Raw genomic sequence first — 25,999 nt, forward strand, 5'->3', positions numbered from 1 at the left:
GTCATCATTGATTGAGGATAACTATGAGTCAGGCACTAACCCATTTGCTGGCATTGTTAAATCTGGAAAAAATTGAAGAGGGATTGTTCCGCGGACAGAGCGAAGATCTGGGATTGCGACAGGTCTTTGGCGGCCAGGTAGTGGGTCAGGCGCTGTATGCGGCAAAAGAGACGGTGCCCTCAGAACGCCTGATTCACTCGTTTCACAGCTACTTCCTGCGTCCCGGCGATAGCCTGAAACCTATCATCTATGATGTTGAAGTCCTGCGCGATGGCAATAGCTTCAGCGCCCGCCGGGTGGCGGCGATTCAAAACGGGAAGCCCATTTTCTATATGACCGCCTCTTTCCAGGCGCCAGAACCCGGCTATGAACATCAGAAAACTATGCCAGCGGCACCCGCTCCGGACGCGCTTCCCTCCGAAACGGATATTGCCCGCAAGCTGGCCCACCTGCTGCCGCCGCAGGTCAAAGAGAAATTTCTCTGCGATAAACCGCTGGAGATTCGCCCGGTCGAATTCCATAACCCTCTGAAAGGACACGTTGCAGAACCAACGCGTCAGGTCTGGATCCGCGCCAACGGCGCAGTGCCGGAAGATCTCCGCACCCATCAGTCTCTGCTGGGCTACGCTTCGGATTTTAACTTCCTTCCCGTTGCCCTGCAGCCTCACGGCGTCGGTTTTCTGGAGCCGGGCATGCAGGTTGCCACCATCGATCACTCAATGTGGTTCCACCGCCCGTTCAACATCAACGACTGGCTTCTGTACAGCGTTGAGAGCACCTCCGCCTCCAGCGCGCGCGGTTTTGTCCGCGGCGAGTTCTACACTCAGGACGGTACGCTGGTGGCTTCCACGGTGCAGGAAGGCGTCATGCGTAATCGCAACGCATAAAAAAGCAGAGCCTCCCCGAGGGGAGGCTCTGCAGCTTCAGGAGATAACTCGTTTTATCAGGCGTTGTAGGCGTTTTCGCCGTGGCTGTTTACGTCCAGCCCTTCACGCTCTTGATCTTCCGGTACGCGCAGGCCAACGGTCATATCGGCAACCTTGTAACCGATAAAGGCGACGACGCCTGACCAGACGATGGTGATACCGATGCTTTCCAGCTGTACCAGAACCTGATGGCCCATGGTGACGCCTTCCGCGTAGCCCACACCGCCCAGAGAAGTCGCGGCGAAGATACCGGTCAGGATGCAACCTACGATACCGCAGACGCCGTGGACGCCAAACACATCGCACGGGTCATCAACGCGCAGCCAGCGTTTCAGAACGGTGACGCCCCACAGACCCGCAAGGCCCGCAGCGATACCCACAATCAGCGAGCCGCCGACGCCAATGTAGCCACAGGCCGGAGTGATGCCGACCAGACCGGCAATCGCCCCTGAACAGGCGCCCAGCAGTGACGGCTTGCCGCGGGTTGCCCACTCGCCGAAGGTCCATGCCAGGATAGCCGCCGCCGTTGCAACCACGGTGTTAACGAACGCCAGACCGGCAATTTCGTTCGCCGCGCTTGCTGAACCGGCGTTAAAGCCAAACCAGCCAACGTAGAGGATGGCGGTACCGGTGAAAACCATCGGCAGGTTATGCGGTTTGAACGCTTCTTTACCAAAGCCGACGCGTTTGCCCATCATGTAGGCGCCCACCAGCCCCGCGACCGCGGCGTTGATGTGAACAACCGTACCGCCGGCGAAATCAAGCGCGCCGTGCGTAGCCAACAGACCGCCGCCCCATACCATGTGCGCAATCGGCACATAAGAGAGCGTCATCCATACCACAACGAATATCAGTACCGCCGAGAAGCGAATACGTTCCGCCAGCGCACCGACGATCAGGCCAACGGTAATACAGGCAAAGGAGCCCTGGAAAGCAACGTGGATGTACTGATTGAAGCTCCCCATCAGCGCTTTCAGTTCAATATTTTTCAGCAGTACCCAGTCGAAGTTGCCGAAGAAGCTGCCGCCAGCGCCGAAGGCCAGCGTGTAGCCATAAACCACCCACAGTACGCAGACCAGCGCAAACGTCACAATGACCTGCGTCAGCATGGAGAGAACATTTTTACCGCGGATCAGCCCGCCGTAGAACAGCGCGATGCCCGGAATCGTCATAAACAGCACCAGCGCGGTGCAAATCATCATAAAAGCGTTGTCGGCTTTGTCCGCGACCGCCGGTGCGGCCATCGCCAGCCCCGGAAGAAGAGCCAACGCTCCCAGACCTGTTTTCATTGTTGCTATCTTCATTGTTTCGTTCCCCATCACTGTGTGGTCTGAAAGTTACAGTGCCGCTTCGTCTGATTCGCCGGTACGGATGCGAATCACGCGCTGCAGCTCGGCGACAAAGATTTTGCCGTCGCCAATCTTTCCGGTGTAAGCCGCTTTACTGATGACATCGACGACTTCGTCCAGCTGATCGTCGGCAATCGCGACGTCAATCTTCACTTTCGGCAGAAAATTGACGCTATATTCCGCGCCGCGATAGAGCTCCGCGTGGCCTTTCTGACGGCCGAACCCTTTAACTTCAGTGACCGTCAGGCCCTGAATACCCATTGAAGATAATGCTTCACGCACGTCTTCCAGTTTGAATGGTTTGATTACCACGGTAACCAGCTTCATAAGTCCCCTCCAGTCAGAATTCGGTAATGGCCGCAGCTAACACGTCTCTAATAAAGCAAGGGCTATGCCAGAAATGAAAAAGGACCGCCAGGCGGCCCTTTTGGAGGAGGAAGGAGAATAATTCGGCGGAAACGAAGCGGCAAAATGCCTCTTTTGCCTGAAACTGCACCATTTCAGTGCGCAGCTTGTGACGATTTTGCACCACCTCAGGCCGCGGCGGCGCCGCTGCCTGTTTATGGTGCATCAGGCGATAAGCGACTCTTCCTGCGCGCTGGCCGCCAGCTCTTCGCCAGCCAGCTGCAGCTGATACATCTGCCAGTAGCGGCCTCTGGCCACCAGCAGCTGCTGGTGACTTCCGCGCTCAACGGCCTGACCGCGGTGCAGTACCAGGATCGTATCGGCCTCGACGATGGTCGATAAGCGGTGCGCAATCACCACCAGCGTGGTGTGCTCGCGCACCCGAGCCAGAGCCTGCTGAATCGCCTGCTCGGTACCGGAATCGATATTGGCCGTCGCCTCATCAAGAATCAGCACCTGCGGCGTATCGACCAGCACCCGCGCCAGCGCCAGCAGCTGTTTCTGGCCAACGGAGAGATTATTCCCCTGCTCGCCCAGCAGCGTATAAATACCGTTTTCCATTTCACGGGCCAGCGCCGCCAGCTGTACCGCTTCCAGCGCTTCCCACACCTGCTCTTCGCTGATGTCGCGACCGAGGGTGACGTTGGCATAGAAGGTGTCAGCCAGCACCACCGGATCCTGCTGCACCATTGCAATCCCCTGACGCAGCGCGCTGTGGCTTAAGGAAGAAAGCGGACGACCGTCGATGCGAATCTCTCCCTGGGTTAACGGGTAGTAGCCCATCATCAGGCTGGCCAGGGTGCTTTTACCGCTCCCGGTATGACCAACCAGCGCCACAAAGCTGCGGGACGGGATATCGAGATTAATATCCTGCAACACCAGGCTATCGTCGCGGTAGGCAAAAGAGACATGATCGATACTCATCGCCCCGCTGCGCAGCGGCTCGCTATCTTCACCCCACGCCTGACGCGGTTTGTCCATGAGCTCGAAGACGCGCTCGCCCGCCACGACCGCCTGCTGCAGCATTGACTGCTGGGTGGTCAGCTCGATCAGCGGCTCGTTCAGTCGCCCAAGATAGCTAATAAAGGCGTATAGCACCCCGACTTCGATCGCTCCGCTGCTGCTGAAACCAAACAGCATCAGCAGGCCGCAGAGAATTAATGAAGAGAACAGGCTCAGCAGTGGGCGCAGCAGGAAGCCATCAAGACGCAGGGTTTGCATACGCGCCAGATAGTGGGCGTAGCTGGCCTCGCGCATCCGCTCGCCGAACCGCGCCTGCTGGCGGAACTGCTGGATGACGCCCATGCCGTTAATCACTTCATTAAAACCGTCGTTGATGTCCGCCAGCCAGGCGCGCACCCGCCTGACGATGGGCGTGCTGTAGCGCTGATAAATCATCATCACGATCAGCACCGCCGGGAAAATAGCGATAGCCACCAGCGCCATCCGCCAGTCAAGGCTGAACATCGCCACCAGCATCGCGCCAATCAAAGCGGCGCTACGCAGCACGGTCGCCACCACGGTCACGTAGAGATCGCGAATCACTTCGGTATCGTTGGTAACCCGCGAGATGAGCTGCCCGACCGGCTGCGTATCAAACTCGCTGAGCGGCTGACGCAGCGCGGCGTCCATCACATCGCTGCGCAGTTGCTGCACCACGCCGACCGCCGCGCGATTAAACAGCAGCGCCTGGCAATAATGCAGGCCAGCGGCAAGAAGTTGCAGGCCGATATAGGCCACGGCGAGACCGCAGACCAGCTTCAACGGCAGCGAGTGCTTCGCCACCATATTGTCGATAAAGTAGCTGATCAGCAGCGGGCCGCTGACTTCCGCCACCGCCGCAACCCACATCATGGCAACCGCTATCATCAGCGGTTTACGCCACGGGGAGCCGTAGGCCAGCAGGCGCTTTAAGGTCGGCCAGAGTTCAGTGAAACTACGCACCGGCGACCTCCTTATCTTCCTGCGGGACATCATCCAGCGCCGCTTCCAGCTGCTGATAACGGTACATATCCCGATACCAGCCCGGCTGCGCCGCCAGCGCCTCATGGCGACCGCGCTGGGAAATATGCCCGTGCTGCATCACCAGAATTTCGCTGGCCTCGGTCAACGCCGACAGGCGATGGGCGCTAATGATCACCGTCCGCCCCTCTCCCCACTGCCGCAGGTTATGCAAAATCTGGTGCTCCGTTCTGCCGTCCACCGCCGACAGCGCATCATCAAGGATCAGGATCTCCGCCTCCAGCAGCAGCGCGCGGGCGATGGAAATACGCTGTTTTTGCCCACCGGAAAGCATCACGCCGCGCTCGCCGACTTCGGTGTTATACCCCTGCGGCAGGCGCAGGATATCCTCATGCACGCTGGCAAGCCGCGCAACGTGCTCGATTTGCTCCTGCGTGGCGTCCGGTTTACCGAGGGCAATGTTGCTGGCGACGGTATCGGAGAACAGGAACGGTGTCTGATTGACGACCGCCAGCCGGGCGCGCCAGCTATCCAGCTGTAGCCGGGTCAGGGGAACGTCGTGGAAGCGGATATCGCCCTCGGTGACGTCAAAATGACGCTGAATCAGCGCCAGAATGGTGCTCTTGCCGGAGCCGGTCGGCCCGCAAATCCCCAGCATCTGCCCGGGCTGGAGCGTAAAGTTGACCTTTTCCAGCGAGACCTTGTTCGCCTGCGGGTAGATAAACTCGCGCACGGCGACGCTAAGCGTACCGCGCCCTTCCGGCGTCGGCTCGTTGCCGTCGTTCACCACCGGCGCCTCCTCAAGCATGGTGCGAATGCGCGCATAGGCCGCGCTACCGCGCTCCACGATGTTAAACATCCACGCCAGCGCCAGCATTGGCCAGATCATCAGGCCGAGGTACATCACAAAGCTGGTGAGCTGACCCAGAGTCAGGCTGCCCTGGATCACCATCCAGCTGCCGCCGCCGATGGCCAGCAGGTTAGCGGTCCCGATAGCGATATAAATCGTCGGGTCAAAGCGGGCGTCGATACGCGCCACGCGCATGTTTTTCGCCCCGGTATCCGCGGCGTCGGCGGCAAACAGCGCCGACTGTCGGTCTTCGAGGCCAAAGGCTTTGATCATGCGGATGCTGGTCAGGCTCTCCTGGGTGCGGTCGTTGAGGCTGGAGAAGGCCGCCTGCGCGACGCGAAAGCGTTCGTGTAATGCATCGCCGTTACGCTTAATCGCCAGCGCCATCAGCGGCATGGGCAGCAGCGCCAGCAGAGTTAACTGCCAGCTGATTTGCGTCGACATGACAATCAGCACCGCGCAGCCCATGACCAGCGAGTCAACCAGGGTTAATACCCCCTCGCCGGCGGCGAACACCACCCGATCCACATCGTTGGTGGCGCGAGCGATCAGATCGCCGGTACGATGGCGCAGGTAAAAGGCCGGATGCTGGCGGCTGAGCTGGCGATAGAAATCCTCGCGCAGTTCGACGGCCAGCTGATAAGAGGCGCCGAAAAGCAATACGCGCCAGACGTAGCGCAGCAGATAGACCATCACCGCAATAACGACCAGCAGGCCGATCCACATCCACACCTTTTCCGCGGTGTAATGTTGTTTTGTTACGCCGTCAACCACGATACCCACCACCTTTGGCGGCACCAGTTGCAGAATGGCAATCACGATCAGCAGAGCAATAGCGCCGAGGTAACGACGCCACTCCCGGCGGAAATACCAGCTAAGTTGGGCAAATAATCGCAAGCAGTTAAATCCTGAGTGTGTAATTCGTAGCGGCTGATGCCGTTAATCAATCGGTAAGGCAGTGGTGTATTTTATCTGTTCCATGGCAAAACTCGAAGTGACATCCGAGAGCCCCGGCACGCTGTTAACCAGGCGTTTATAAAAATCGTCGTAGTTCTTCATATCCGCCACCTGGACCCGCAGCAGGTAGTCATACTCCCCCGCCATACGCCAGAAACCGAGAACCTCCGCCATCTGCGTGACTTCGCTGACGAAGCGGCAATACCAGTCGCTACTGTGATGCTGAGTCTTAATCAGCACAAACGCCGTCAGCCCAAGCCCGACCTTTTCCGCATCCAGCAGCGCAACGCGTCCACGCAGAATACCTTCATCTTCCAGCCGCTTCAGGCGCTTCCAGCAGGGCGTGGTGGTCAGATTAACGGCATCGGCCAGCGCCTGCAAAGAGAGGGTGCAGTCGGTTTGCAGTAAAGAAAGCAGCTTACGGTCAATTTTATCTAACATAGGGCACCTTGGGAGAAAAATTTACTCCATTCATTGTAATTGAAAGGCTAAATGGCAACAATTTTTCCTTCGATTTCCGCTAAGCTGGGCACAAAATGACAAACAGGAATTTGAGATGAACAGCGCCTGGGTTAAACACGCGATTAGTGAAATTAATGCCGATTATCAGCGTTCCGCCGACACGCACCTTATTCGTCTGGCGCTTCCGGGGTTCCCGGGGATCCAGCTCTACCTGAAGGATGAAAGCACCCATCCAACCGGTAGCCTGAAGCACCGCCTGGCCCGCTCGCTGTTTCTCTATGGTCTGTGCAACGGCTGGATTAAAGAAGGGACAACGATTATCGAATCCTCTTCCGGTTCGACCGCCGTCTCTGAAGCCTACTTCGCCCGTCTCTTAGGCCTGCCGTTTATCGCCGTGATGCCTTCCTGTACGGCAAAACGTAAAATTGAACAAATTGAGTTCTACGGCGGCCGCTGCCATTTCGTCGATAGCGCCTGCGAAATCTATGCCGCCTCCGAAACCCTGGCCCGCGAGCTGAACGGCCATTATATGGATCAGTTTACCTATGCCGAACGGGCGACCGACTGGCGGGGAAACAATAATATCGCCGACAGTATCTTCCGTCAGATGAACCACGAGCCGCATCCGCAGCCGTCGTATATCGTGATGAGCGCGGGCACCGGGGGCACCTCTGCCACTATCGGACGCTACATTCGCTGTCAGGGCTACGATACACAGCTGCTGGTGGTTGACCCACAAAACTCGGTGTTTATGGACTACTGGCAGAGCCGCGACGCCAGCCTGCGCAGCCCGGTCGGCAGTAAAATTGAGGGCATCGGCCGCCCGCGCGTCGAACCGTCGTTTATTCCCGACGTGGTCGATGAGATGCTGCGGGTACCGGATGCCGCCAGCGTCGCCACCGCGCTATGGCTGGAAACGCTGCTCGGACGTAAGGTCGGCGCCTCCACCGGCACCAACATGTGGGGCGTACTGCAGCTGGCCGTGCGGATGCGCGAAGAGGGGCGCACCGGCTCTCTCGTCACGCTGCTGTGCGACAGCGGTGAACGTTATCTGGAAACCTACTACAACCCGCAGTGGGTAGCGGCCAATATTGGCGATATCTCCTCATGGCAGGCACAAATCGCCGACCTGCTGCAGGCAAAATAAAAGAAGCCAGATATCACAGGATATCTGGCTTGCTGGCAGGGTCTCTTTATTCGGGGGAATAAGGAAGATCGGGATTATCCAGCCAATGAGTCAAAAAGTGGGAGACGGCCTGATGACGGCAGTCGCCAATAACCGGTAGATGTGGGAGTTCCGCTTTCAGCTGATTCATCGCATTGCCCATAATCACGCCGCGCCCGACGCTGCCGAGCATTTCCAGGTCGTTCATGGCGTCACCGAACGCCATACAATCCTGCATCGTCAGCCCCAGATGCTGGCTTAATACCGCCAGCGCCGCGCCTTTGTTACAGCCGCCAGGCAACACTTCAAGGCAATCCATCGCCGAAAAACAGAGATCCGCTCGGCCGCCCAGCGCTTCACTCAGTTGAAGCCTTAGCCGCCGCAAATCGTCATGATCGCCGCAGAAGCAGATTTTAGTGACCTGATGCGCCGGTATTCGCTTTGGATCGTACAGCTGATAACGAAAACCGCTAAAGACGTGCGCTTTCAGTAATTCCGGGATCGCCTGCCCGGTGTACCAGCCGCCGTCGTTAAAGAAATGCATACTGGCCGTGGTTTCCCAGGCGCTGTGCAGCACCTCTTCCGCCACATCGGGAGCCAGATCGCGGCGATACAGCTCCTCACCTTCCAGAGAGTGAATGCGCGTCCCGTTGCCGGTGATTAAAAACGCATCCAGAGAGAACTCGCCGATAACGTGGCGCATTTCCAGAGCATGACGACCGGTGGCGAAAGTCAGGGTGATATCGCGATCGCGCAGACGTTTGAGCGTCGAAAGCGTTTTTTCTCCCAGACGATGGTCCGGCATCAGTAGCGTACCGTCCATATCGAATGCAGCCAGTCTTGCCATCTTCTGCTCCCCAAATCGTGGTGGATTTTGCTTGTGTTGCAGTATTGCCTGAGATATACGGAAGTAATAGTGAATAGATAAATTTTATTGTTCCGGGTTTACCAATCTACGCAGGATTACACAGCGATGAGGCTATTAAACCGTCTGCATCAGTACCAGCGACTCTGGCAGCCCTCCGCCGGAGAGCCGCAGCAGGTAACCGTCGGCGAGCTGGCCGAACGCTGCTTTTGCAGCGAACGCCACATTCGAACCCTGCTGCGCCAGGCGCAAGAGTCAGGCTGGCTAAGCTGGCAGGCCAGCTCCGGTCGCGGAAAGCGCGGGCTACTCCAGTTTTATAAAGCGCCGGAAGCGCTGCGCAATGAGATGATGGAGCAGGCGCTGAATAAAGGGCAGCAGCAAAATGCCCTCGAACTGGCCCAGCTGGCGCCGGTGGAGCTTAAAGCGCTGCTTTCCCCCTTTCTCGGCGGCCAATGGCAGAACAATACGCCGACCCTGCGTATTCCTTACTACCGTCCGCTGGAGCCGCTGCGCCCGGGTTTTATGCCGGGACGCGCGGAGCAGCACCTGGCCGGGGAGATATTTTCCGGTCTGACCCGATTTGATGCGCAGAGTACCTGTCCTATAGGCGATTTAGCCCATCACTGGGAGGTGTCGCCTGACGGCCTGCGCTGGCACTTTTATATTCGTTCTACCCTGTTCTGGCACAACGGCGATCCGATTAAAACCTCACAGCTGCAGCAGCGGCTCCTGATGCTGCTGCAGCTGCCCGCGCTGCGCACGCTGTTCGCCAGTATCAGCGAAATTAGCGTCACCCACTCCCAGTGTCTGACTATCACCCTGCATCGCGCCGATTACTGGCTGCCGTTCCGCCTTGCCAGCTACTGCAGCGTGCTGGCGCATCCTGACGATCCGGCGATCGGCAGCGGACCGTTTCGCCTGAAGCGATTTACTGCGGACCTGGTGCGGCTGGAAAACCATCAGCGCTATCATCTCACTCACCCGCTGCTGCAGGCCGTGGAATACTGGATCACGCCGCAGTTGTTCGAGCAGGATCTGGGCACCAGCTGTCGTCATCCGGTACAGATAACCATTGGCGATCCTGACGAACTGACCAGACTACGTCAGGTCAGCAACAGTATTAGCCTCGGCTTTTGCTATCTGACGCTGCGCCAGAGCCCTCGTCTTAACAAAGCGCAGGCGCAAAGGCTGGTCTCGCTGATTCATCGCTCCACCCTGTTAGAAACCCTGCCGCTGGATGAGGATCTGATCGCGCCCAGCAACGAAGTATTGCCGGGCTGGTCTATTCCGCAGTGGCCTGAAAATCATGATACCCCTCTGCCCGAACGGCTTACGCTGCTCTATCACCTCCCCGTAGAGCTACACGCCATGGCGGATCGGCTTCGTCAACGGCTGGCGGAACTGGGCTGTGAGCTGACGATTATTTTCCATGATGCGAAAAACTGGGATGGCTGCCAGCAGTTTGCACAGGCGGACCTGATGATGGGCGACCGCCTGATTGGCGAAGCGCCGGTCTATGCGCTGGAGCAGTGGCTACGCTGCGACGTGCTGTGGCCTAATTTGCTGACCGGGGCGCAATATGCGCATCTCCAGGCGACGCTGGATGCCGTTCAGGCCTTACCGGACGAACGCAGCCGTAGCGAAGCGTTGCGCAACGTCTTTAACAGTCTGATGGACGATGCCATCATGACGCCGCTGTTCAATTATAATTATCGCATCAGCGCGCCGCCGGGGGTCAACGGACTACGGCTGAACGCGCGCGGCTGGTTTGATTTCGCCAGCGCCTGGCTACCGGCCTCTGCGCCGTGACGGGGCTGGTGGTCACGTTCATCAGGCGCTACCATATGCGCCTCACTTCGATTGTCAGGAATTACCATGAAACGCGCCGTAGTTGTCTTCAGCGGAGGACAAGATTCGACGACCTGCCTGGTGCAGGCTCTGCAACAGTATGATGAAGTGCATTGCGTCACTTTTGATTATGGCCAACGTCATCGCGCGGAGATTGACGTTGCTCGCGAACTGGCGCTAAAGCTGGGGGCCGTGGCCCATAAAGTCCTTGATGTCACCCTGCTTAACGAACTGGCGGTCAGCAGCCTGACCCGCGATAGCATTCCGGTTCCGGATTATGAACCGGACGCCAGCGGCATTCCGAATACCTTCGTACCCGGGCGCAACATTCTGTTTTTAACCCTGACGGCCATTTACGCGTATCAGGTGAAGGCGGAAGCTATTATCACCGGCGTTTGCGAGACCGACTTTTCGGGCTACCCGGACTGCCGCGACGAGTTCGTGAAAGCGCTGCACCATGCCGTCAGCCTCGGTATGGCGAAAGATATTCGCTTTGAGACGCCGCTAATGTGGCTTAATAAAGCCGAAACATGGGCCCTGGCCGATTACTGGGGCCAGCTCGACCTGGTGCGCCATGAAACCCTTACCTGCTATAACGGCATTAAAGGCGACGGCTGCGGGCAGTGCGCCGCCTGTAATCTTCGCGCCAACGGGCTGAGCCAGTATCTGGGCGATAAAGTTGGGGTGATGACGGTGATGAAGCAGAAAACCGGGCTCCAGTAACCAGTTACTTCCCGGCGGCGTGGCGGGATCGCAGGCGGCTCACGATGCATAGCCCGGTCAGATACGCAGCAGCGCCTTCGGGGAAGTTCTGCCACTTTCTGTGCGCCTGCCCGCGCTACCGGATCGCAGACAGCTGAGGAAACGTAGCCCGGACAGGTGCGCAGCACCGCCTCCGGGACATCCCCCTCCGGCTGGCCTGTTAGCGAGGCTCAAGCTGCTCCAGCTTCTCCCGCAGTTCGCCCTCAAGCGGCAGCGCTTTCTGCGTTTTTAGATCGATACAGACAAAAGTGATAAGCGCATCGGCGACCACTTCGCCGTTAGGATTGAGGGTGACCACCTGGCTTAGCGTCCCGCTTTTTCCGTTCAGCTGTTCGAGCTTGCTGGTGACGGTTAACACATCGCCCAGTACCGCCGGTCGGCGGTAGTTGATATTGATATTGACCACCACAAAGGCGATGTTGCGAGCGGTCATCCAGTGGAAGGCCGGGCTGCTTTCCAGGCCATCCCAACGCGCTTCTTCGAGAAACTCCAGATAACGCGCATTGTTAACGTGCTGATAGACATCCAGATGATAGCCGCGAACTTTGATTTGTGTCTGCATAGCGCAAATGCCTTATCTTTAATTGTTGTTTTGAGGTCAGAGGTCACACCACTAGTGTGACCTCTTCAGTCTGGCAAATAATGACGACTGTGCAAACTTTCGCTGAAAATTTACAGCTTCAGATGTGACAGATTTCTCTCTACCAGCGAGTTGCCCATTCCCGGCACCTGCTTAAGATCGTCAACGGTTTTAAATGGCCCGTACTCTTCGCGATAGCTCACTATAGCCTGCGCTTTCTTCAGGCCGACGCCATTCAGCGCCTTAGCCAGCTCTTCCGCGCTGGCGTTATTGATACTCACCCTGGTGCCTTCACTATCCGGCGCATTTAACGCATCCGGCGCTTTTGCCTGCGGCGACTGCACGCTTTCCTTTACCGGCGCCGACGCTTTGCCGGCAGAAGGCGCCGCCTGCGCTATCTGACTCCCCGCCGCGCAAACCAGTACGGCGGCAATAAGCGTTTTCATTCCTCGTTTCATGCTGTTATCTCCTTGTTTGTAGACAGCAAGGTCACGATAGCGACGAAGGGAAAAGAGTACAAAAGGCAAAATGCAGAAATGGAAAAGGCCGCGAAAGCGGCCTTTGAGAATGACATCACGTTACTTGCTTTTGCGAAGCAGCACGTAATTATTGTTGCTGATCGATAATGTCGCCGAGCTTAATTTTCGCCGCTTTACGCAGGTTGCTCATCAGCGCTTCGAAAGCGATCTGGGCGTTATTCTGGGTGATCCCCTGAATCATCGCTTTTTTCTGCTCTTCCGGCATCGTACCCGCTTTCACTTCGTCCAGCGCCAGCAGCACCACGTTGCCCTGCAGATCGGAGCCCACGCCGTAGCTTGGCTTACCCGCCTGCGGCAGCGGAAGTGCAAAGACAGACTGGCTCAGCGCTTCCTGACCGGTGCGTGACAGCGTCTGCGGCGCACCAAAGCTCAGGCCTGCGGCTTTCATCGCTTCATCGCCTTTGCCCTCTTTCAGGGCCGTCAGCAGCTTGTCGGCATCCAGCTTCGCCTGCTGTTCCGCTTTCGTGTGCTTAACAATATCGCTCACCTGCGCTTTAACATCCGCCAGCGGTTTCACCGCTTCCGGTTTATGCTCGCTGATGCGCAGAACAAACGCGCGATCGCCGTCGACGGTGATGATATCGGAGTTGCTTCCCGGCGTGCCGTTTTCGCCCACCAGGCCGCCGTTGAAGATAGCTTCAGAGACCGGCTTGAAATTCAGCTCTTGCGGCAGGCTGTCGCGGCCAAACCAGCCGGTTTCAACCACTTTGAGGCCGGCAACCTGGGCTGCGCCCGCCAGCGACTCGTTATCGTTGCTCGCCGCGTCGCTCACTTTCTGCTGCAGGGCATAGTACGCATCCAGGGCTTTTTCCTGCTTCACTTTCGCCGCAATATCGTCGCGAACCTCAGCCAGTGGTTTAACCTGTGCTGCCTGAACATCGTCCAGGCGGGCAACCAGGAACCCAACGGAGGATTTAATTACGCCAGAAAGCTGGCCTTTTTCTTTCAGACCGGCCTCTTTCAGCTCTGGCACAGTCGCCGCATCTTCCAGCCACCCCATATCACCGCCGTTGCGGGCAGAGATAATGTCGGTTGATTTTTCTTTGGCCAGCGTGGCGAAGTCAGCACCTTTCTTCAGCTCATCAAGCACCGCCTGCGCATCCGCTTCGGTTTTGGTCTGGATGATGCTGTAGCGGTTACGCTGCGGCTGAGTGAACTGATCCTGATGCTGGTCGTACCATGACTGAATTTCTTCGTCAGAGACGTTTTCCTGCATGCTGGCAGCGTCCAGCTTGATGTAGCTGACGCGGAACTGCTCAGGCGCCATAAAACGCGCCTGGTTCTGCTGGTAGAACGCGTTGATTTCATCGTCGGTTGCGGTTTGCTTCGCCGCCAGCGCGTTCACGTCGAGAGTGGCTTCACGGACGACGCGCTGTTGAGAAACCAGCGCCGCCAGCTGGTCGGATTCGCCCGGCAGCATAAAGTCGGTACCGGCTACGGCGTTGATCAGTTGCTGAGTCGTCAGCTGATTACGAAGCGCCTGCGCGTACTGATCCGTCGTCATCCCCATCTGATTAACAATACGGCTGAAGCGCTCGTTATCAAATTTGCCATCCGCCTGGAAAGCCTGGGTCTGGAAGATAGCCTGCTTCACCTGGTCGTCGCTGATGTTGAGACCCAGCTCGCGGGCATACTGATCGAGCAGCGCCTCGTCAATCAGACGGTTCAGCACCTGCTGACGCATGGTCTTCATGTAATTTTCATTGGCCGCCAGTTCTGAGAACTGGTCGCCAAGCTGCTGCTGCATGCGATTACGCTCGCTGGCAACGGCATTTTCAAACTGTGCGCGACCAATCTCCTGGTCATTAACTTTTGCGGCATAGTTGTTACCACCGCCAATCAGGTAACCACTCACCCCGGTCAAAATGAACGAGACGATAATGATACCGAAAATAATCTTGAGCACGACGCTGTTGGCGGCCGTGCGTAGGTTGTCCATCATGGTGTAACAACGCTCCGCTGTAGATGACTTTAGCTCGCGCAGCATAGCATGTGATGGCCGCCGCGCGTGAGGACGTATTTTGACAAGAAAACGGGGTGATTGTCAGCCCACAAGTGCGTATAAAGTCACATTAAGTCTCATTCTGGCAAATAAAAAAGGCACATCTTACGATGCGCCCTTGTACTTCGTCACAGACCCCAGTGGGGAAGTCGATCAGTTTACCGCGTCTTTCAGCGCTTTACCTGCACGGAAACCCGGTACTTTAGCAGCAGCAATGGTGATTTCTTTGCCTGTTTGCGGATTGCGACCGGTACGGGCAGCGCGCTCTTTAACAGCAAAAGTACCAAACCCTACCAGCGCAACGTCATCCCCAGCCTGCAGAGATTCAGTAACAGAAGCGATTAAAGCATCTAACGCACGTCCAGCTGCGGCTTTAGAAATGTCCGCACCGGCAGCAATTTTGTCAATCAGTTGAGATTTATTCACTGTTCTCTTCCTCTCTTTATAATTTATATCGCACCAGAATCCTTCGTGGCGCGACCGCGCAGCAGTTATATCAGGACTGTCATGCCCTTACAACAGAGTTGTAATTGACCCCCCTGCCAGCGATCTAAGTTAGCTACACAAAAAAAGGCTGGCAAGTACGAATTTACTTACCAGCCCTATTTTTCTTAGCGCAATTTGCGCGAAATCACTATTTTGCCGTGACGACTTCCATACCAAACGGCTCGTTCTGCAGTGCAAGTGCCAGAACTTCCTCGATTCGTTTCACCGGATGGATATCTAAATCGGCGATAACGTTATCTGGAATTTCTTCAAGGTCACGTTTGTTTTCATCAGGAATCAGAACAGTCTTAATGCCGCCGCGGTGCGCGGCCAGCAGTTTTTCCTTCAGACCACCGATTGGCAACACCTGGCCACGGAGGGTAATTTCCCCGGTCATCGCCACATCGGCGCGCACCGGATTGCCCGTCAGACAGGAAACCAGCGCGGTACACATCGCGATACCTGCGCTTGGGCCATCTTTCGGCGTAGCGCCTTCCGGTACGTGCACGTGAATATCGCGTTTTTCGTAAAAGTCTGAGTTGATACCCAGCTTATCCGCACGCGAACGCACCACGGTCAGCGCAGCCTGGATGGACTCCTGCATCACCTCACCCAGTGAACCGGTATAGGTCAGCTTGCCTTTGCCCGGAACGCAGGCGGTTTCAATGGTCAGCAGATCGCCGCCCACTTCCGTCCATGCCAGACCCGTCACCTGACCCACGCGGTTTTCGCTATCCGCCCGGCCATAGTCATAGCGCTGCACGCCAAGGAAGTCATGCAGGTTGTCGCCGTTAATCTCGATGTGCTTCAGCGATTTATCCAGCAGCAGCTGTTTTACCGCCTTACGGCACAGTTTCGAGATTTCGCGCTCCAGACCACGCACGCCCGCTTCACGCGTGTAGTAGCGGATAATGCCGATAATCGCGCTGTCATCCACCGTCAGCTCGCCTTTTTTGAGCGCGTTACGCTCAATCTGTTTTGACAGCAGGTGGCGTTTGGCGATGTTCAGCTTCTCATCTTCGGTGTAGCCGGAAAGACGGATCACTTCCATACGATCCAGCAGCGGCGCCGGAATGTTCATGGAGTTGGAGGTCGCGACAAACATCACGTCGCTGAGATCGTAATCCACTTCCAGATAGTGATCGTTAAAGGCCACGTTCTGTTCCGGATCCAACACCTCCAGCAGCGCCGAGGCCGGATCGCCTCGCATGTCCGAAGACATCTTGTCGATCTCATCCAGTAAGAACAGCGGGTTTTTAACGCCCACTTTGGCCATTTTCTGGATCAGTTTGCCCGGCATTGAGCCAATATAGGTACGACGGTGACCGCGGATTTCCGCTTCATCGCGCACGCCGCCCAGCGCCATACGCACGTACTTACGTCCGGTGGCTTTGGCGATGGACTGGCCGAGAGAGGTTTTACCGACCCCCGGAGGCCCAACCAGGCACAGGATCGGCCCTTTGAGCTTGTTAACACGGCTCTGCACCGCGAGGTACTCAAGAATACGATCCTTCACGCGCTCGAGGCCGTAGTGGTCGGTGTCGAGGATCTCCTGAGCCTGACGCAGGTCTTTTTTGACCTTGCTGCGGGCGTTCCACGGTACCTGCACCATCCAGTCGATGTAGCCGCGAACGACGGTCGCTTCCGCCGACATCGGGGACATCATTTTCAGCTTCTGCAGTTCCGCTTCGGTTTTCTCTTTTGCCTCTTTCGGCATTTTCGCCGCGTCGATCTTACGCTTCAGCGCTTCGTTCTCGTCCGGGGCGTCGTCCATCTCGCCGAGCTCTTTTTGAATGGCTTTCATTTGCTCATTCAGATAGTACTCGCGCTGAGATTTCTCCATCTGTTTTTTCACGCGGTTGCGAATGCGCTTCTCAACCTGCAGCAGATCGATTTCCGACTCCATCATCGCCATCAGATATTCCAGACGTTCGTTAACGTCGGACATCTCCAGCACGGACTGTTTGTCCGCCAGCTTCAGCGGCATATGCGCAGCGATGGTATCCGCCAGGCGCGCCGGATCGTCAATGCTATTCAGCGACGTCAGCACTTCCGGTGGGATTTTCTTGTTCAGCTTGATGTAGCCTTCAAACTGGCTGATGGCCGTACGAACCAGCACTTCCTGCTCGCGTTCGTCAATGGCCGGCGATTCAAGATATTCAGCCTTCGCCGAAAAATGCTCGCCATTATCAGACAGCGCAGAGATGCGCGCGCGCTGCAAACCTTCGACCAGCACTTTGACAGTACCGTCCGGTAGCTTCAGCATTTGCAAAATAGACGCCACGGTCCCGACGGTGAAAAGATCGTTTACACCCGGCTCATCCGTCGAGGCTTCTTTCTGCGCAACCAGCATGATTTTTTTATCATGATCCATGGCTGCTTCGAGGCAACGGATAGATTTTTCCCGCCCTACAAACAGGGGTATGACCATGTGCGGATAAACCACCACATCGCGCAACGGCAATACGGGGATTTCAATGCGTTCAGAACGCTCAGGATTCATAGAGCTCTCTCTTAGTTTAAAGTCCGCCAGGTAGCCGACGACGCAACTCAACGACGCGTCGCCGTTAATATGTAAACCAGTATATGGGGATGTATTCCATACATTCAACGGCGGGAATGCAGGAAAAATAAAAGGGGAGATAAAATCCCCCCTTTTTGTTAACTGCTTGAGCAAAATGGTTAATTATTCACCAGATGCCTGCTGCGCTTCCGGTTTGCCGTAAATCAGCAGCGGCTTGCTCTGGCCATCGATAACTGAAGCGTCGATGACCACTTTTTCTACGTCTTCCATTGACGGAAGATCGTACATGGTATCGAGCAGCGCGGCTTCAACGATAGAACGCAGACCGCGAGCCCCGGTTTTACGCGCCATCGCTTTCTTAGCGATAGCGTCCAGCGCTTCGTCGCGGAATTCCAGCTCAGCGCCTTCCAGGCTGAACAGCGCCTGATACTGCTTGGTCAGGGCGTTTTTCGGCTCTTTGAGGATCTGAATCAGCGCTTCTTCGCTCAGCTCGCTCAGGGTCGCCACAACCGGCAGACGACCGATGAACTCAGGAATCAGGCCAAACTTGATCAGATCTTCCGGCTCAACCTGAGACAGCAGCTCGCCTTCGCTGGCTTTGTCAGACTTCGCCTTGACCGTCGCGCCGAAACCAATACCTGAACCGGTTTCAACACGGTGGGAAATGACCTTATCCAGACCGGCAAAGGCGCCGCCGCAGATGAACAGGATCTTAGAGGTATCAACCTGCAGGAACTCCTGCTGCGGATGCTTACGCCCGCCCTGCGGCGGAACCGCGGCAACGGTACCTTCAATAAGCTTCAGCAGCGCCTGCTGCACGCCTTCGCCGGAAACATCGCGAGTGATCGACGGGTTATCCGATTTACGGGAAATTTTGTCGATTTCATCAATGTAGACGATACCGCGCTGGGCTTTCTGTACGTCGTAGTCGCACTTCTGCAGCAGCTTCTGGATGATGTTCTCAACGTCTTCACCCACGTAGCCGGCTTCGGTCAGGGTGGTGGCATCCGCCATGGTGAAAGGCACATCCAGCAGGCGCGCGAGCGTTTCCGCCAGCAGCGTTTTACCGGAACCGGTCGGCCCGATTAGCAGAATGTTACTTTTGCCCAGTTCAACGCCGTTGCTGGTGTCGCCATTGCGCAGACGTTTGTAGTGATTGTATACCGCCACCGCCAGCACTTTTTTCGCCGGCTCCTGGCCGATAACGTAATCGTCCAGATGGTGGCGAATTTCGTGCGGCGTCGGCAGCGCGCTGCGCTCGCGATGCGGCGCGACTTCTTTAATTTCTTCGCGAATGATGTCGTTACATAAATCAACGCATTCGTCGCAGATATACACGGATGGCCCGGCGATTAGCTTACGCACTTCATGCTGGCTTTTGCCGCAAAAAGAGCAGTACAACAGTTTGCCCGAACCATCTTTGCGTTTATCTGTCATGAGTCCAAACCTCTTATTAAGTTCTTTGTGCCGCACACGACGACGCAAATGCCATTCTCAGGCGCAAACCGCTGTGAAGCGTTGTGCCGCCCTCTTTCAAACAAGTATAGCGGCACCCTTGCGCCTGGGGCATCAATTACGATGAGTCAAAATAGAGTCAACGAGGCCGTATTCCACTGCTTCTGAGGCAGACAGGAAGCGATCGCGCTCGGTATCGCGCTCGATCTGCTCAAGGGATTGACCCGTATGATGTGCCATCAGTTCATTCATGCGACCTTTCACTTTCAGGATTTCGCGGGCGTGGATTTCGATATCCGTCGCCTGGCCCTGGTAGCCGCCCAGCGGCTGGTGAATCATCACGCGGGAGTTCGGCAGGCAGAAACGCTTGCCTTTCGCCCCGGCGGTCAGCAGGAACGCGCCCATTGAGGCCGCCTGGCCCATACAAATGGTGCTCACATCAGGCTTGATGAACTGCATGGTGTCATAGATAGACATCCCGGCGGTAATCACCCCGCCCGGAGAGTTAATGTACAGATAGATATCTTTTTCCGGGTTTTCCGCTTCCAGAAACAGCATCTGCGCCACGATCAGGTTAGCCATGTGGTCTTCTACCTGGCCGGTCAGAAAAATGACGCGCTCCTTGAGCAGACGGGAGTAAATATCAAATGAACGTTCGCCGCGTGAGGTCTGTTCAATGACCATCGGCACCAGGGCCATATGGGGTGCAAAGTTGTCTCGTTCGCCACTGTATGACATTTCCGTCTCCTGGATTAATTTGAAAAAAACCGCTGCACTGATTGTAACCTTACGGACGGATTATCAGCCAGAATTTCTGCCGTCGGGCAGAAGTGCATAGATGCACGCTTCATTACGGCGCATGATTATGCCAATGCAGTTACGTCTCCCGGTTATGGGGATGACGTCGCCATAATTCAAGCATAACAATCTTTTGTCGTAACGCTATCACTGAAATCGCCTTTTCGCACTCATCCTAAGGCTATCATTGCAATAAAAAAACCCGCAGCCTTTCGGCAACGGGTTTTTGCTCAAACCTTAAACCTTGGGGCGAAATTACGCCTGCTGGTTCATCAGTTCGCTGAAGGAAGTGGCTTTTTCAGACACTTTAGCTTTCGCCAGCACGGCTTCAACGGCCTGCTCTTCCAGCGCGACGTTGCGCATGTTGTCCATCAGCTCTTTGTTTTTGCTGTAGAACTCAACCACTTCTTTCGGATCTTCGTAAGCGGAAGCCATCTCTTCGATCAGGCCTTTAACGCGATCTTCGTCAGCTTTCAGCTCGTTGGTACGAATCACTTCGCCCAGCAGCAGGCCAACAACAACGCGGCGTTTAGCCTGCTCTTCGAACAGCTCACGCGGCAGCTCCAGAGCCTGTTTCTCGTTACCGCCGAAACGCTGAGCAGCCTGACGACGCAGAACGTCGATTTCGCTGTCGATCAGCGCAGCCGGAACGTCGATATCGTTAGCTTTAACCAGACCTTCGATAGCCTGAGATTTAACGCGGTTACGCACGGCGCCTTTCAGCTCGCGCTCCATGTTTTTACGCACTTCAGCGCGCAGACCGGCTACGGAACCATCTTCAACGCCGAAACGTTTGATGAACTCTTCAGTCAGCTCTGGCAGTTCACGTTCTTCAACTTTCTTCAGGTTGATTACGAACTTGGCCGCTTTACCTTTCAGGTTTTCAGCGTGGTACTCTTCCGGGAAGGTCACGTCGATGGTGAACTCTTCGCCAGCCTTGTGACCTTTGATACCGTCTTCAAAGCCCGGAATCATACGACCCTGGCCCATCGCCAGTACGAAGTCAGAGGCTTTGCCGCCTTCGAACTCTTCGCCGTCAACGGAACCGGTGAAATCAACGGTAACGCGATCTTCTGCATCAACAGCGCCGTCTTTGTCTTTCCAGTTCGCCTGCTGCTTACGCAGAGTATCCAGCATGGTGTCAACGTCAGCATCGGTCACTTCAACAACCGGTTTTTCAACTTCGATCGCTTCCAGACCCTGCAGTTCAACTTCCGGATAAACTTCGAACTCTACCGCGTAGGTGAAGTCTTCACCCAGCTTGTATTCGCCCGGAACGTAGTTCGGCGCGCCGGCCGGATTAATTTTTTCTTTGATGATCGCGTCAACGAAGTTACGGCTCATCAGGTCACCCAGCACGTCCTGGCGAACAGATGCGCCATAACGCTGAGCAACAACATTCATCGGCACTTTGCCTTTACGGAAGCCGTCAATGCGAACTTTTTTCGCTACGTTGACCAGCTCGCTTTTGACAGCATTCTCGATGCTGTCAGCGGCGATAGTAATCGTTACACGGCGCCCAAGGCCCTGAGTGGTTTCAACTGAAACTTGCATCTTGTTACCTCAAAAAAATCACAGTGCTCGGTCAACTCTGGAAGCGCGAACAGGTTGCTTCGCAGAACCGGGATGCCCTCTTCAAATCAGAAACACATTCCCTGTCGTCAGAATCATCCCGAAGACATTCATAATAAAAGACGCGGCATTATAGCGGCATCACTTTTGTGAGTCGAGAACGGTTGTCGCCCACTGCTGCGGCTTTTTTCACATTTCCCGAGCAAATTTGCCTGTAAATATGCGTGAATTGCACATTTTTCAGGCAAAACAAAACGGCCCGCAGGCCGTTTTCTCATAAATCTTCACGCAACATACTGGAAAAGCTCCAGCGGTTGCAAATGCGATTTCTACGCGATACTTCCAGCCCCGCGACAAGGAGGAGAAGCAAAGACGGTATCCTGTAGCCCTTCCCACTCTTTGATTGTATAGGTATGCAACGCCAGAGCGTGCACGGTGCTTGATAGTTCCTCAGTCAACGTTCCGTAAATCATACGGTGACGATTAAGAAAACGCTCGCCAAGGAAGCGATCGCTCACCAACACCACTTTAAAATGACTTTCAGAGCCCGCAGGAACGTTGTGGCGATAGCTTTCATCCACGACTTCAAGATACACCGGGTCGAACGCTGCCCTAAGTTTTGCTTCGATCTGTTCACGTATCATCATGAATTTTCTCCTCCGACAACGCTGTATTGCCGCCATTCCCTTTAAATGTTAGCCGCTTTTACCGCTTCCATTGGGCGAAAACAACAAAAAATTAGCATTCCTCTGATATTTTCATGCAAAAGTATCGGCTTTAGTGGTTCGGTGTCCTGAAAGCCCTGCCTGCGTTGCGATAAGAGATGCAGTCAGGACAGAAAACGCACAAGGCGATGAATTTACATGCGTTGCCACTTCCCCTTGCCGTTGGCGATGTTATGATGGCGGGAATTTTCCTCATTACCACTCCACCATGCGTTGAGACCCTGAACATGTTTAAGAAAATTCTTTTTCCTTTGGTCGCGCTGTTTATGCTGGCCGGATGCGCCACTCCGCCGACCACCATTGATGTTTCACCGAAAATCACCCTGCCACAGCAGGATCCCAGCCTGATGGGCGTGACCGTCAGCATTAACGGCGCCGATCAGCGTCCGGATCAGGCGCTGGCGAAAGTCACCCGCGATAACCAACAGGTTACGCTCACCGCCTCCCGCGACCTGCGCTTCCTGTTGCAGGAAGTGCTCGAGAAACAGATGACCTCGCGTGGCTATATGATTGGCCCGAACGGCGCCGTGGATCTGCAAATCATTGTGAATAAACTGTACGCCGACGTTTCTCAGGGCAACGTGCGTTACAACATTGCGACCAAAGCCGATATTGCGATCGTTGCCACTGCCGCCAACGGCAATAAGATGACGAAAAACTATCGTGCCAGCTACTCTGTTGAAGGCGCCTTCCAGGCCTCGAATAAAAATATCGCCGATGCGGTTAATAGCGTCATGACCGATACCATTAGCGATATGGCGCAGGACACCAGCATTCACGATTTCATCAAGCAAAACGCGCGTTAATTTAAGTCGCAGACCCGGCTTCGCGCCGGGTCTGCACGACATGCCATGTCTAATCATTACTTACGCATTTTCACGCAGCCAAAATCAGCTATCCTGCTGATCCTCGGTTTTGCCTCGGGATTACCGCTCGCCCTCACCTCCGGCACGCTGCAGGCGTGGATGACCGTTGAAAACATCGATCTGAAAACTATCGGTTTTTTCTCGCTCGTCGGCCAGGCCTACGTCTTTAAGTTCCTCTGGTCGCCGGTGATGGACCGCTATACGCCGCCGTTTCTCGGCCGTCGTCGCGGCTGGCTGCTGGCGACCCAGTTTCTGCTCCTTATCGCCATTGCGGCGATGGGTTTCCTTGAACCGTCCACGCAGCTGCGCTGGATGGCGGCGCTGGCGGTGGTCATCGCCTTTTGTTCCGCCTCTCAGGATATCGTATTTGACGCGTGGAAAACTGACGTGCTGGCCGCGGAAGAGCGAGGCACCGGAGCGGCAATCAGCGTGCTGGGCTATCGTCTGGGGATGCTGGTCTCCGGCGGGCTGGCGCTCTGGCTGGCCGATCGCTGGCTGGGTTGGCAGGGGATGTACTGGCTGATGGCCGCGCTGCTGATCCCCTGCATTATCGCCACGCTGCTGGCGCCGGAACCCAGCGACGTTATTCCGGTGCCGAAGACGCTGGAGCAGGCCGTCGCCGCACCGCTGCGCGACTTCTTCGGCCGCAATAATGCCTGGCTTATTCTGCTGCTGATCGTCCTTTATAAGCTTGGCGACGCGTTTGCCATGAGCCTGACCACCACGTTCCTGATTCGCGGCGTCGGTTTCGATGCGGGTGAAGTGGGAATGGTGAATAAAACGCTCGGCCTGTTCGCCACGATTATCGGCGCGCTTTACGGCGGCGTGCTCATGCAGCGCCTGACGTTGTTCCGCGCGCTGCTGATTTTCGGCCTGCTGCAGGGGGTATCCAACGCCGGATATTGGCTGCTCTCAATTACCGATAAACACCTTTTCTCCATGGCGACGGCGGTGTTTTTCGAAAATCTGTGCGGCGGGATGGGCACCGCGGCGTTCGTCGCGCTGCTGATGACGCTGTGCAATAAATCGTTTTCAGCCACCCAGTTTGCCCTGCTCTCAGCGCTCTCTGCCGTTGGGCGCGTGTACGTTGGGCCTATCGCCGGCTGGTTTGTTGAAGCCCACGGCTGGCCTACCTTCTATCTCTTTTCCGTCGTCGCCGCGGTGCCGGGGATTTTGCTGCTGTTAATTTGCCGGCGTACGCTGGAACACACTCAGCGCTCAGAAAGCTTTATGCCGCGCACGCGCTTTCCGCAGACCTACGGGCTGGCATTAATTATTCTGGCTGCTGGCTGCCTGATGCTGGCGATTTGGCTGCTGCTGCTGGCGCTCAACGCGCTGGATTACACCAACTTCTCCTTCCTTGCCGGCCTGCTTGAGATCGCCGTACTCACCGCCGTCGCGGGTATTTTACTCGGCGCCTTCCTTGACTATCTGGCATTACGTAAAACCGAGCTGATTTAAATCAGCGCAGAAACGTACGTGGACGTTGTAATTACTAAACGTAATTATAACGTCTTATTAACGATTTTATATTCATCGTAGCCGATTTGTTGTTTTGTGCGTTTTAGATTTCTGGAAATTATTGACAATTTTCATGCGAATCTTTAAATAATTTAACCGATTCAGCTCTGCAGGTTTTATTTTCCGCTTTTACGATGTCTTTTATTTGATAATTAATTGTTAATTATTTGTGTTGTTTTGCGGGTAGTTATGCTCATTCTCTTATAAAGCCTTTCGTTCTTATCCCTTTCGTTATCAATCCCGCCTAAATCAAGGTTTGCAAGCGATAATGTCACACTCCGTAACATATGTGACAGGGCAAGCAGAAGCCGCTAACATAGAGCAGACACAGCTCCAACTATGTTTACAGTAATGCAACCTTCCCGTAAAATGCCCGTACACTTTAAGCGCCACCAGATTCCGTGGAATTGAGGTCGTTCAATGAGACTTAGGAAATACAATAAAAGTTTGGGATGGATGTCATTAATCGCAGGCACTGTATTACTCAGTGGTTGTGATTCTGCACTCCTCGACCCAAAAGGACAGATTGGACTGGAGCAACGCTCTCTGATTCTGACGGCCTTCGGCCTGATGATGATCGTCGTTATTCCAGCCGTCTTGATGGCAGTAGGATTTGCCTGGAAGTATCGTGCGAGCAATAAAGATGCGAAGTATAGCCCGAACTGGTCACACTCCAACAAAGTGGAAGCTGTGGTCTGGACGGTTCCTATCCTGATCATCCTGTTCCTGGCCGTTCTGACCTGGAAAACCACTCACGCATTAGAGCCGAGCAAACCGCTTGCTCACGATGAAAAACCTATCACTATCGAAGTCGTTTCGATGGACTGGAAATGGTTCTTCATCTATCCGGAACAAGGCATTGCTACCGTCAACGAAATCGCCTTCCCGGCGAACGTACCGGTACACTTCAAAGTGACCTCCAACTCCGTGATGAACTCGTTCTTTATCCCACGTTTAGGTAGCCAGATTTACGCAATGGCCGGGATGCAGACTCAGCTGCACCTCATCGCGAACGAAGCTGGTACTTACGACGGTATCTCCGCCAGCTATAGCGGCCCGGGCTTCTCAGGAATGAAGTTCAAAGCTATCGCCACGCCGGATCGTGCAACCTTCGATCAGTGGGTAGCGAAAGCCAAACAGTCTGCGAACGCCATGGACTCCATGGAAACGTTCGACAAACTGGCTGCGCCTAGCGAATACAACAAAGTGGAATACTTCTCTAACGTGAAACCAGATTTGTTTAAAGATGTTGTTAACAAATTTATGTCTCACGGTAAGAGCATGGATATGACCCAACCTGAGGGCGAGCACGCAGCGCACGAAGGAATGGAAGGCATGGACATGAGCCACGCGGAAACCGCTCACTAAGGGGCCGAGGAA

General features: G+C 55.5%; 23 protein-coding genes. 7 read left to right on the top strand and 16 right to left on the bottom strand.

The genetic code is table 11. The features are described 5' to 3' along the window. The first annotated feature begins 23 nt into the window (after nucleotides 1-23). On the top strand, nucleotides 24-887 hold the full coding sequence (gene tesB / locus JLG71_RS21495) for an acyl-CoA thioesterase II (protein ID WP_004848287.1): 864 nt from the start codon (nucleotides 24-26) through the stop codon (nucleotides 885-887). A 56-nt stretch (nucleotides 888-943) separates the two neighbouring features. Here tesB and amtB read toward each other — a convergent pair whose 3' ends face one another. From amtB to JLG71_RS21525, 6 genes are read right to left on the bottom strand one after another with little or no spacing between them, the layout of a single operon-like run. After that, a complete protein-coding gene (gene amtB, locus JLG71_RS21500) occupies nucleotides 944-2,230 on the bottom strand; it encodes an ammonium transporter AmtB (protein ID WP_200913807.1) in 1,287 nt (428 codons plus the stop codon). A 33-nt stretch (nucleotides 2,231-2,263) separates the two neighbouring features. Then, entirely contained in the window at nucleotides 2,264-2,602 is a 339-nt protein-coding gene (gene glnK / locus JLG71_RS21505; protein ID WP_004099573.1) for a P-II family nitrogen regulator, read from the bottom strand. 13 nt (nucleotides 2,603-2,615) lie between these two features. Continuing rightward, entirely contained in the window at nucleotides 2,616-2,846 is a 231-nt protein-coding gene (locus tag JLG71_RS21510; RefSeq protein ID WP_049081022.1) for a hypothetical protein, read from the bottom strand. Next, nucleotides 2,846-4,624 (bottom strand): SmdB family multidrug efflux ABC transporter permease/ATP-binding protein, encoded by a 1,779-nt coding sequence (locus JLG71_RS21515; protein WP_049081024.1) that lies wholly within the window; start codon nucleotides 4,622-4,624, stop codon nucleotides 2,846-2,848. The genes JLG71_RS21510 and JLG71_RS21515 overlap by 1 nt, the downstream gene beginning before the upstream one ends. Next, nucleotides 4,617-6,389, bottom strand: coding sequence for a SmdA family multidrug ABC transporter permease/ATP-binding protein (locus JLG71_RS21520; protein WP_049081026.1), 1,773 nt, complete (start codon nucleotides 6,387-6,389; stop codon nucleotides 4,617-4,619). The genes JLG71_RS21515 and JLG71_RS21520 overlap by 8 nt, the downstream gene beginning before the upstream one ends. Nucleotides 6,390-6,431: 42 nt before the next feature. Next, nucleotides 6,432-6,890 carry an Lrp/AsnC family transcriptional regulator gene (locus tag JLG71_RS21525; protein WP_004135994.1) on the bottom strand — a complete coding sequence of 153 codons (459 nt, stop codon included), beginning with the start codon at nucleotides 6,888-6,890 and terminating at the stop codon, nucleotides 6,432-6,434. Nucleotides 6,891-7,005: 115 nt separating this feature from the next. Here JLG71_RS21525 and JLG71_RS21530 point away from each other — a divergent pair, with 115 nt between their 5' ends. After that, nucleotides 7,006-8,058 (top strand): PLP-dependent cysteine synthase family protein, encoded by a 1,053-nt coding sequence (locus JLG71_RS21530; RefSeq protein ID WP_032748264.1) that lies wholly within the window; start codon nucleotides 7,006-7,008, stop codon nucleotides 8,056-8,058. Nucleotides 8,059-8,104: 46 nt separating this feature from the next. Here JLG71_RS21530 and cof read toward each other — a convergent pair whose 3' ends face one another. Beyond that, nucleotides 8,105-8,923 carry an HMP-PP phosphatase gene (cof, locus tag JLG71_RS21535; RefSeq protein ID WP_025107162.1) on the bottom strand — a complete coding sequence of 273 codons (819 nt, stop codon included), beginning with the start codon at nucleotides 8,921-8,923 and terminating at the stop codon, nucleotides 8,105-8,107. Between the two features lie 126 nt (nucleotides 8,924-9,049). On the opposite strand from cof, the gene JLG71_RS21540 reads away from it, so the two are divergent. Next, a complete protein-coding gene (locus JLG71_RS21540; RefSeq protein ID WP_116280247.1) occupies nucleotides 9,050-10,750 on the top strand; it encodes an SgrR family transcriptional regulator in 1,701 nt (566 codons plus the stop codon). A 66-nt stretch (nucleotides 10,751-10,816) separates the two neighbouring features. Continuing rightward, a complete protein-coding gene (gene queC, locus JLG71_RS21545) occupies nucleotides 10,817-11,512 on the top strand; it encodes a 7-cyano-7-deazaguanine synthase QueC (protein WP_014228183.1) in 696 nt (231 codons plus the stop codon). 199 nt (nucleotides 11,513-11,711) lie between these two features. On the opposite strand, the gene JLG71_RS21550 is transcribed toward queC, so the two are convergent. From JLG71_RS21550 to bolA, 9 genes are all read right to left on the bottom strand, one after another. Next, nucleotides 11,712-12,113, bottom strand: a complete 402-nt coding sequence (locus tag JLG71_RS21550) for a YbgC/FadM family acyl-CoA thioesterase (protein ID WP_004848264.1) — start codon at nucleotides 12,111-12,113, stop codon at nucleotides 11,712-11,714. 110 nt (nucleotides 12,114-12,223) lie between these two features. After that, nucleotides 12,224-12,589 carry a helix-hairpin-helix domain-containing protein gene (locus JLG71_RS21555; protein ID WP_004848263.1) on the bottom strand — a complete coding sequence of 122 codons (366 nt, stop codon included), beginning with the start codon at nucleotides 12,587-12,589 and terminating at the stop codon, nucleotides 12,224-12,226. Between the two features lie 148 nt (nucleotides 12,590-12,737). Continuing rightward, entirely contained in the window at nucleotides 12,738-14,612 is a 1,875-nt protein-coding gene (ppiD, locus tag JLG71_RS21560; protein WP_049081032.1) for a peptidylprolyl isomerase, read from the bottom strand. 213 nt (nucleotides 14,613-14,825) lie between these two features. Beyond that, nucleotides 14,826-15,098 carry a nucleoid-associated protein HU-beta gene (hupB, locus tag JLG71_RS21565; protein ID WP_002444653.1) on the bottom strand — a complete coding sequence of 91 codons (273 nt, stop codon included), beginning with the start codon at nucleotides 15,096-15,098 and terminating at the stop codon, nucleotides 14,826-14,828. A 208-nt stretch (nucleotides 15,099-15,306) separates the two neighbouring features. Continuing rightward, nucleotides 15,307-17,661 (bottom strand): endopeptidase La, encoded by a 2,355-nt coding sequence (gene lon, locus JLG71_RS21570; RefSeq protein ID WP_004099539.1) that lies wholly within the window; start codon nucleotides 17,659-17,661, stop codon nucleotides 15,307-15,309. A 183-nt stretch (nucleotides 17,662-17,844) separates the two neighbouring features. Then, complete coding sequence (gene clpX, locus JLG71_RS21575) at nucleotides 17,845-19,119, bottom strand: ATP-dependent protease ATP-binding subunit ClpX (RefSeq protein ID WP_004099538.1); 1,275 nt, start codon at nucleotides 19,117-19,119, stop codon at nucleotides 17,845-17,847. Nucleotides 19,120-19,251: 132 nt separating this feature from the next. Further along, nucleotides 19,252-19,875 carry an ATP-dependent Clp endopeptidase proteolytic subunit ClpP gene (gene clpP, locus JLG71_RS21580; RefSeq protein WP_003021624.1) on the bottom strand — a complete coding sequence of 208 codons (624 nt, stop codon included), beginning with the start codon at nucleotides 19,873-19,875 and terminating at the stop codon, nucleotides 19,252-19,254. A gap of 315 nt (nucleotides 19,876-20,190) precedes the next feature. Next, nucleotides 20,191-21,489 (bottom strand): trigger factor, encoded by a 1,299-nt coding sequence (tig, locus tag JLG71_RS21585; RefSeq protein ID WP_004848255.1) that lies wholly within the window; start codon nucleotides 21,487-21,489, stop codon nucleotides 20,191-20,193. 347 nt (nucleotides 21,490-21,836) lie between these two features. After that, entirely contained in the window at nucleotides 21,837-22,154 is a 318-nt protein-coding gene (gene bolA / locus JLG71_RS21590) for a transcriptional regulator BolA (protein ID WP_004133447.1), read from the bottom strand. Between the two features lie 305 nt (nucleotides 22,155-22,459). On the opposite strand from bolA, the gene JLG71_RS21595 reads away from it, so the two are divergent. The 3 genes from JLG71_RS21595 (at nucleotide 22,460) to cyoA (ending at nucleotide 25,987) form a co-directional block, all read left to right on the top strand. Then, nucleotides 22,460-23,038: a lipoprotein gene (locus tag JLG71_RS21595; RefSeq protein ID WP_004848253.1), complete on the top strand. Its 579-nt coding sequence runs from the start codon at nucleotides 22,460-22,462 to the stop codon at nucleotides 23,036-23,038. Nucleotides 23,039-23,083: 45 nt separating this feature from the next. Then, nucleotides 23,084-24,559, top strand: a complete 1,476-nt coding sequence (ampG, locus tag JLG71_RS21600) for a muropeptide MFS transporter AmpG (protein ID WP_025107167.1) — start codon at nucleotides 23,084-23,086, stop codon at nucleotides 24,557-24,559. A 480-nt stretch (nucleotides 24,560-25,039) separates the two neighbouring features. Next, on the top strand, nucleotides 25,040-25,987 hold the full coding sequence (gene cyoA / locus JLG71_RS21605) for a cytochrome o ubiquinol oxidase subunit II (RefSeq protein WP_004848249.1): 948 nt from the start codon (nucleotides 25,040-25,042) through the stop codon (nucleotides 25,985-25,987). Nucleotides 25,988-25,999 lie beyond the last annotated feature (12 nt).

It is taken from the genome of Klebsiella michiganensis (assembly GCF_015139575.1).
Classification (GTDB): domain Bacteria; phylum Pseudomonadota; class Gammaproteobacteria; order Enterobacterales; family Enterobacteriaceae; genus Klebsiella; species Klebsiella michiganensis.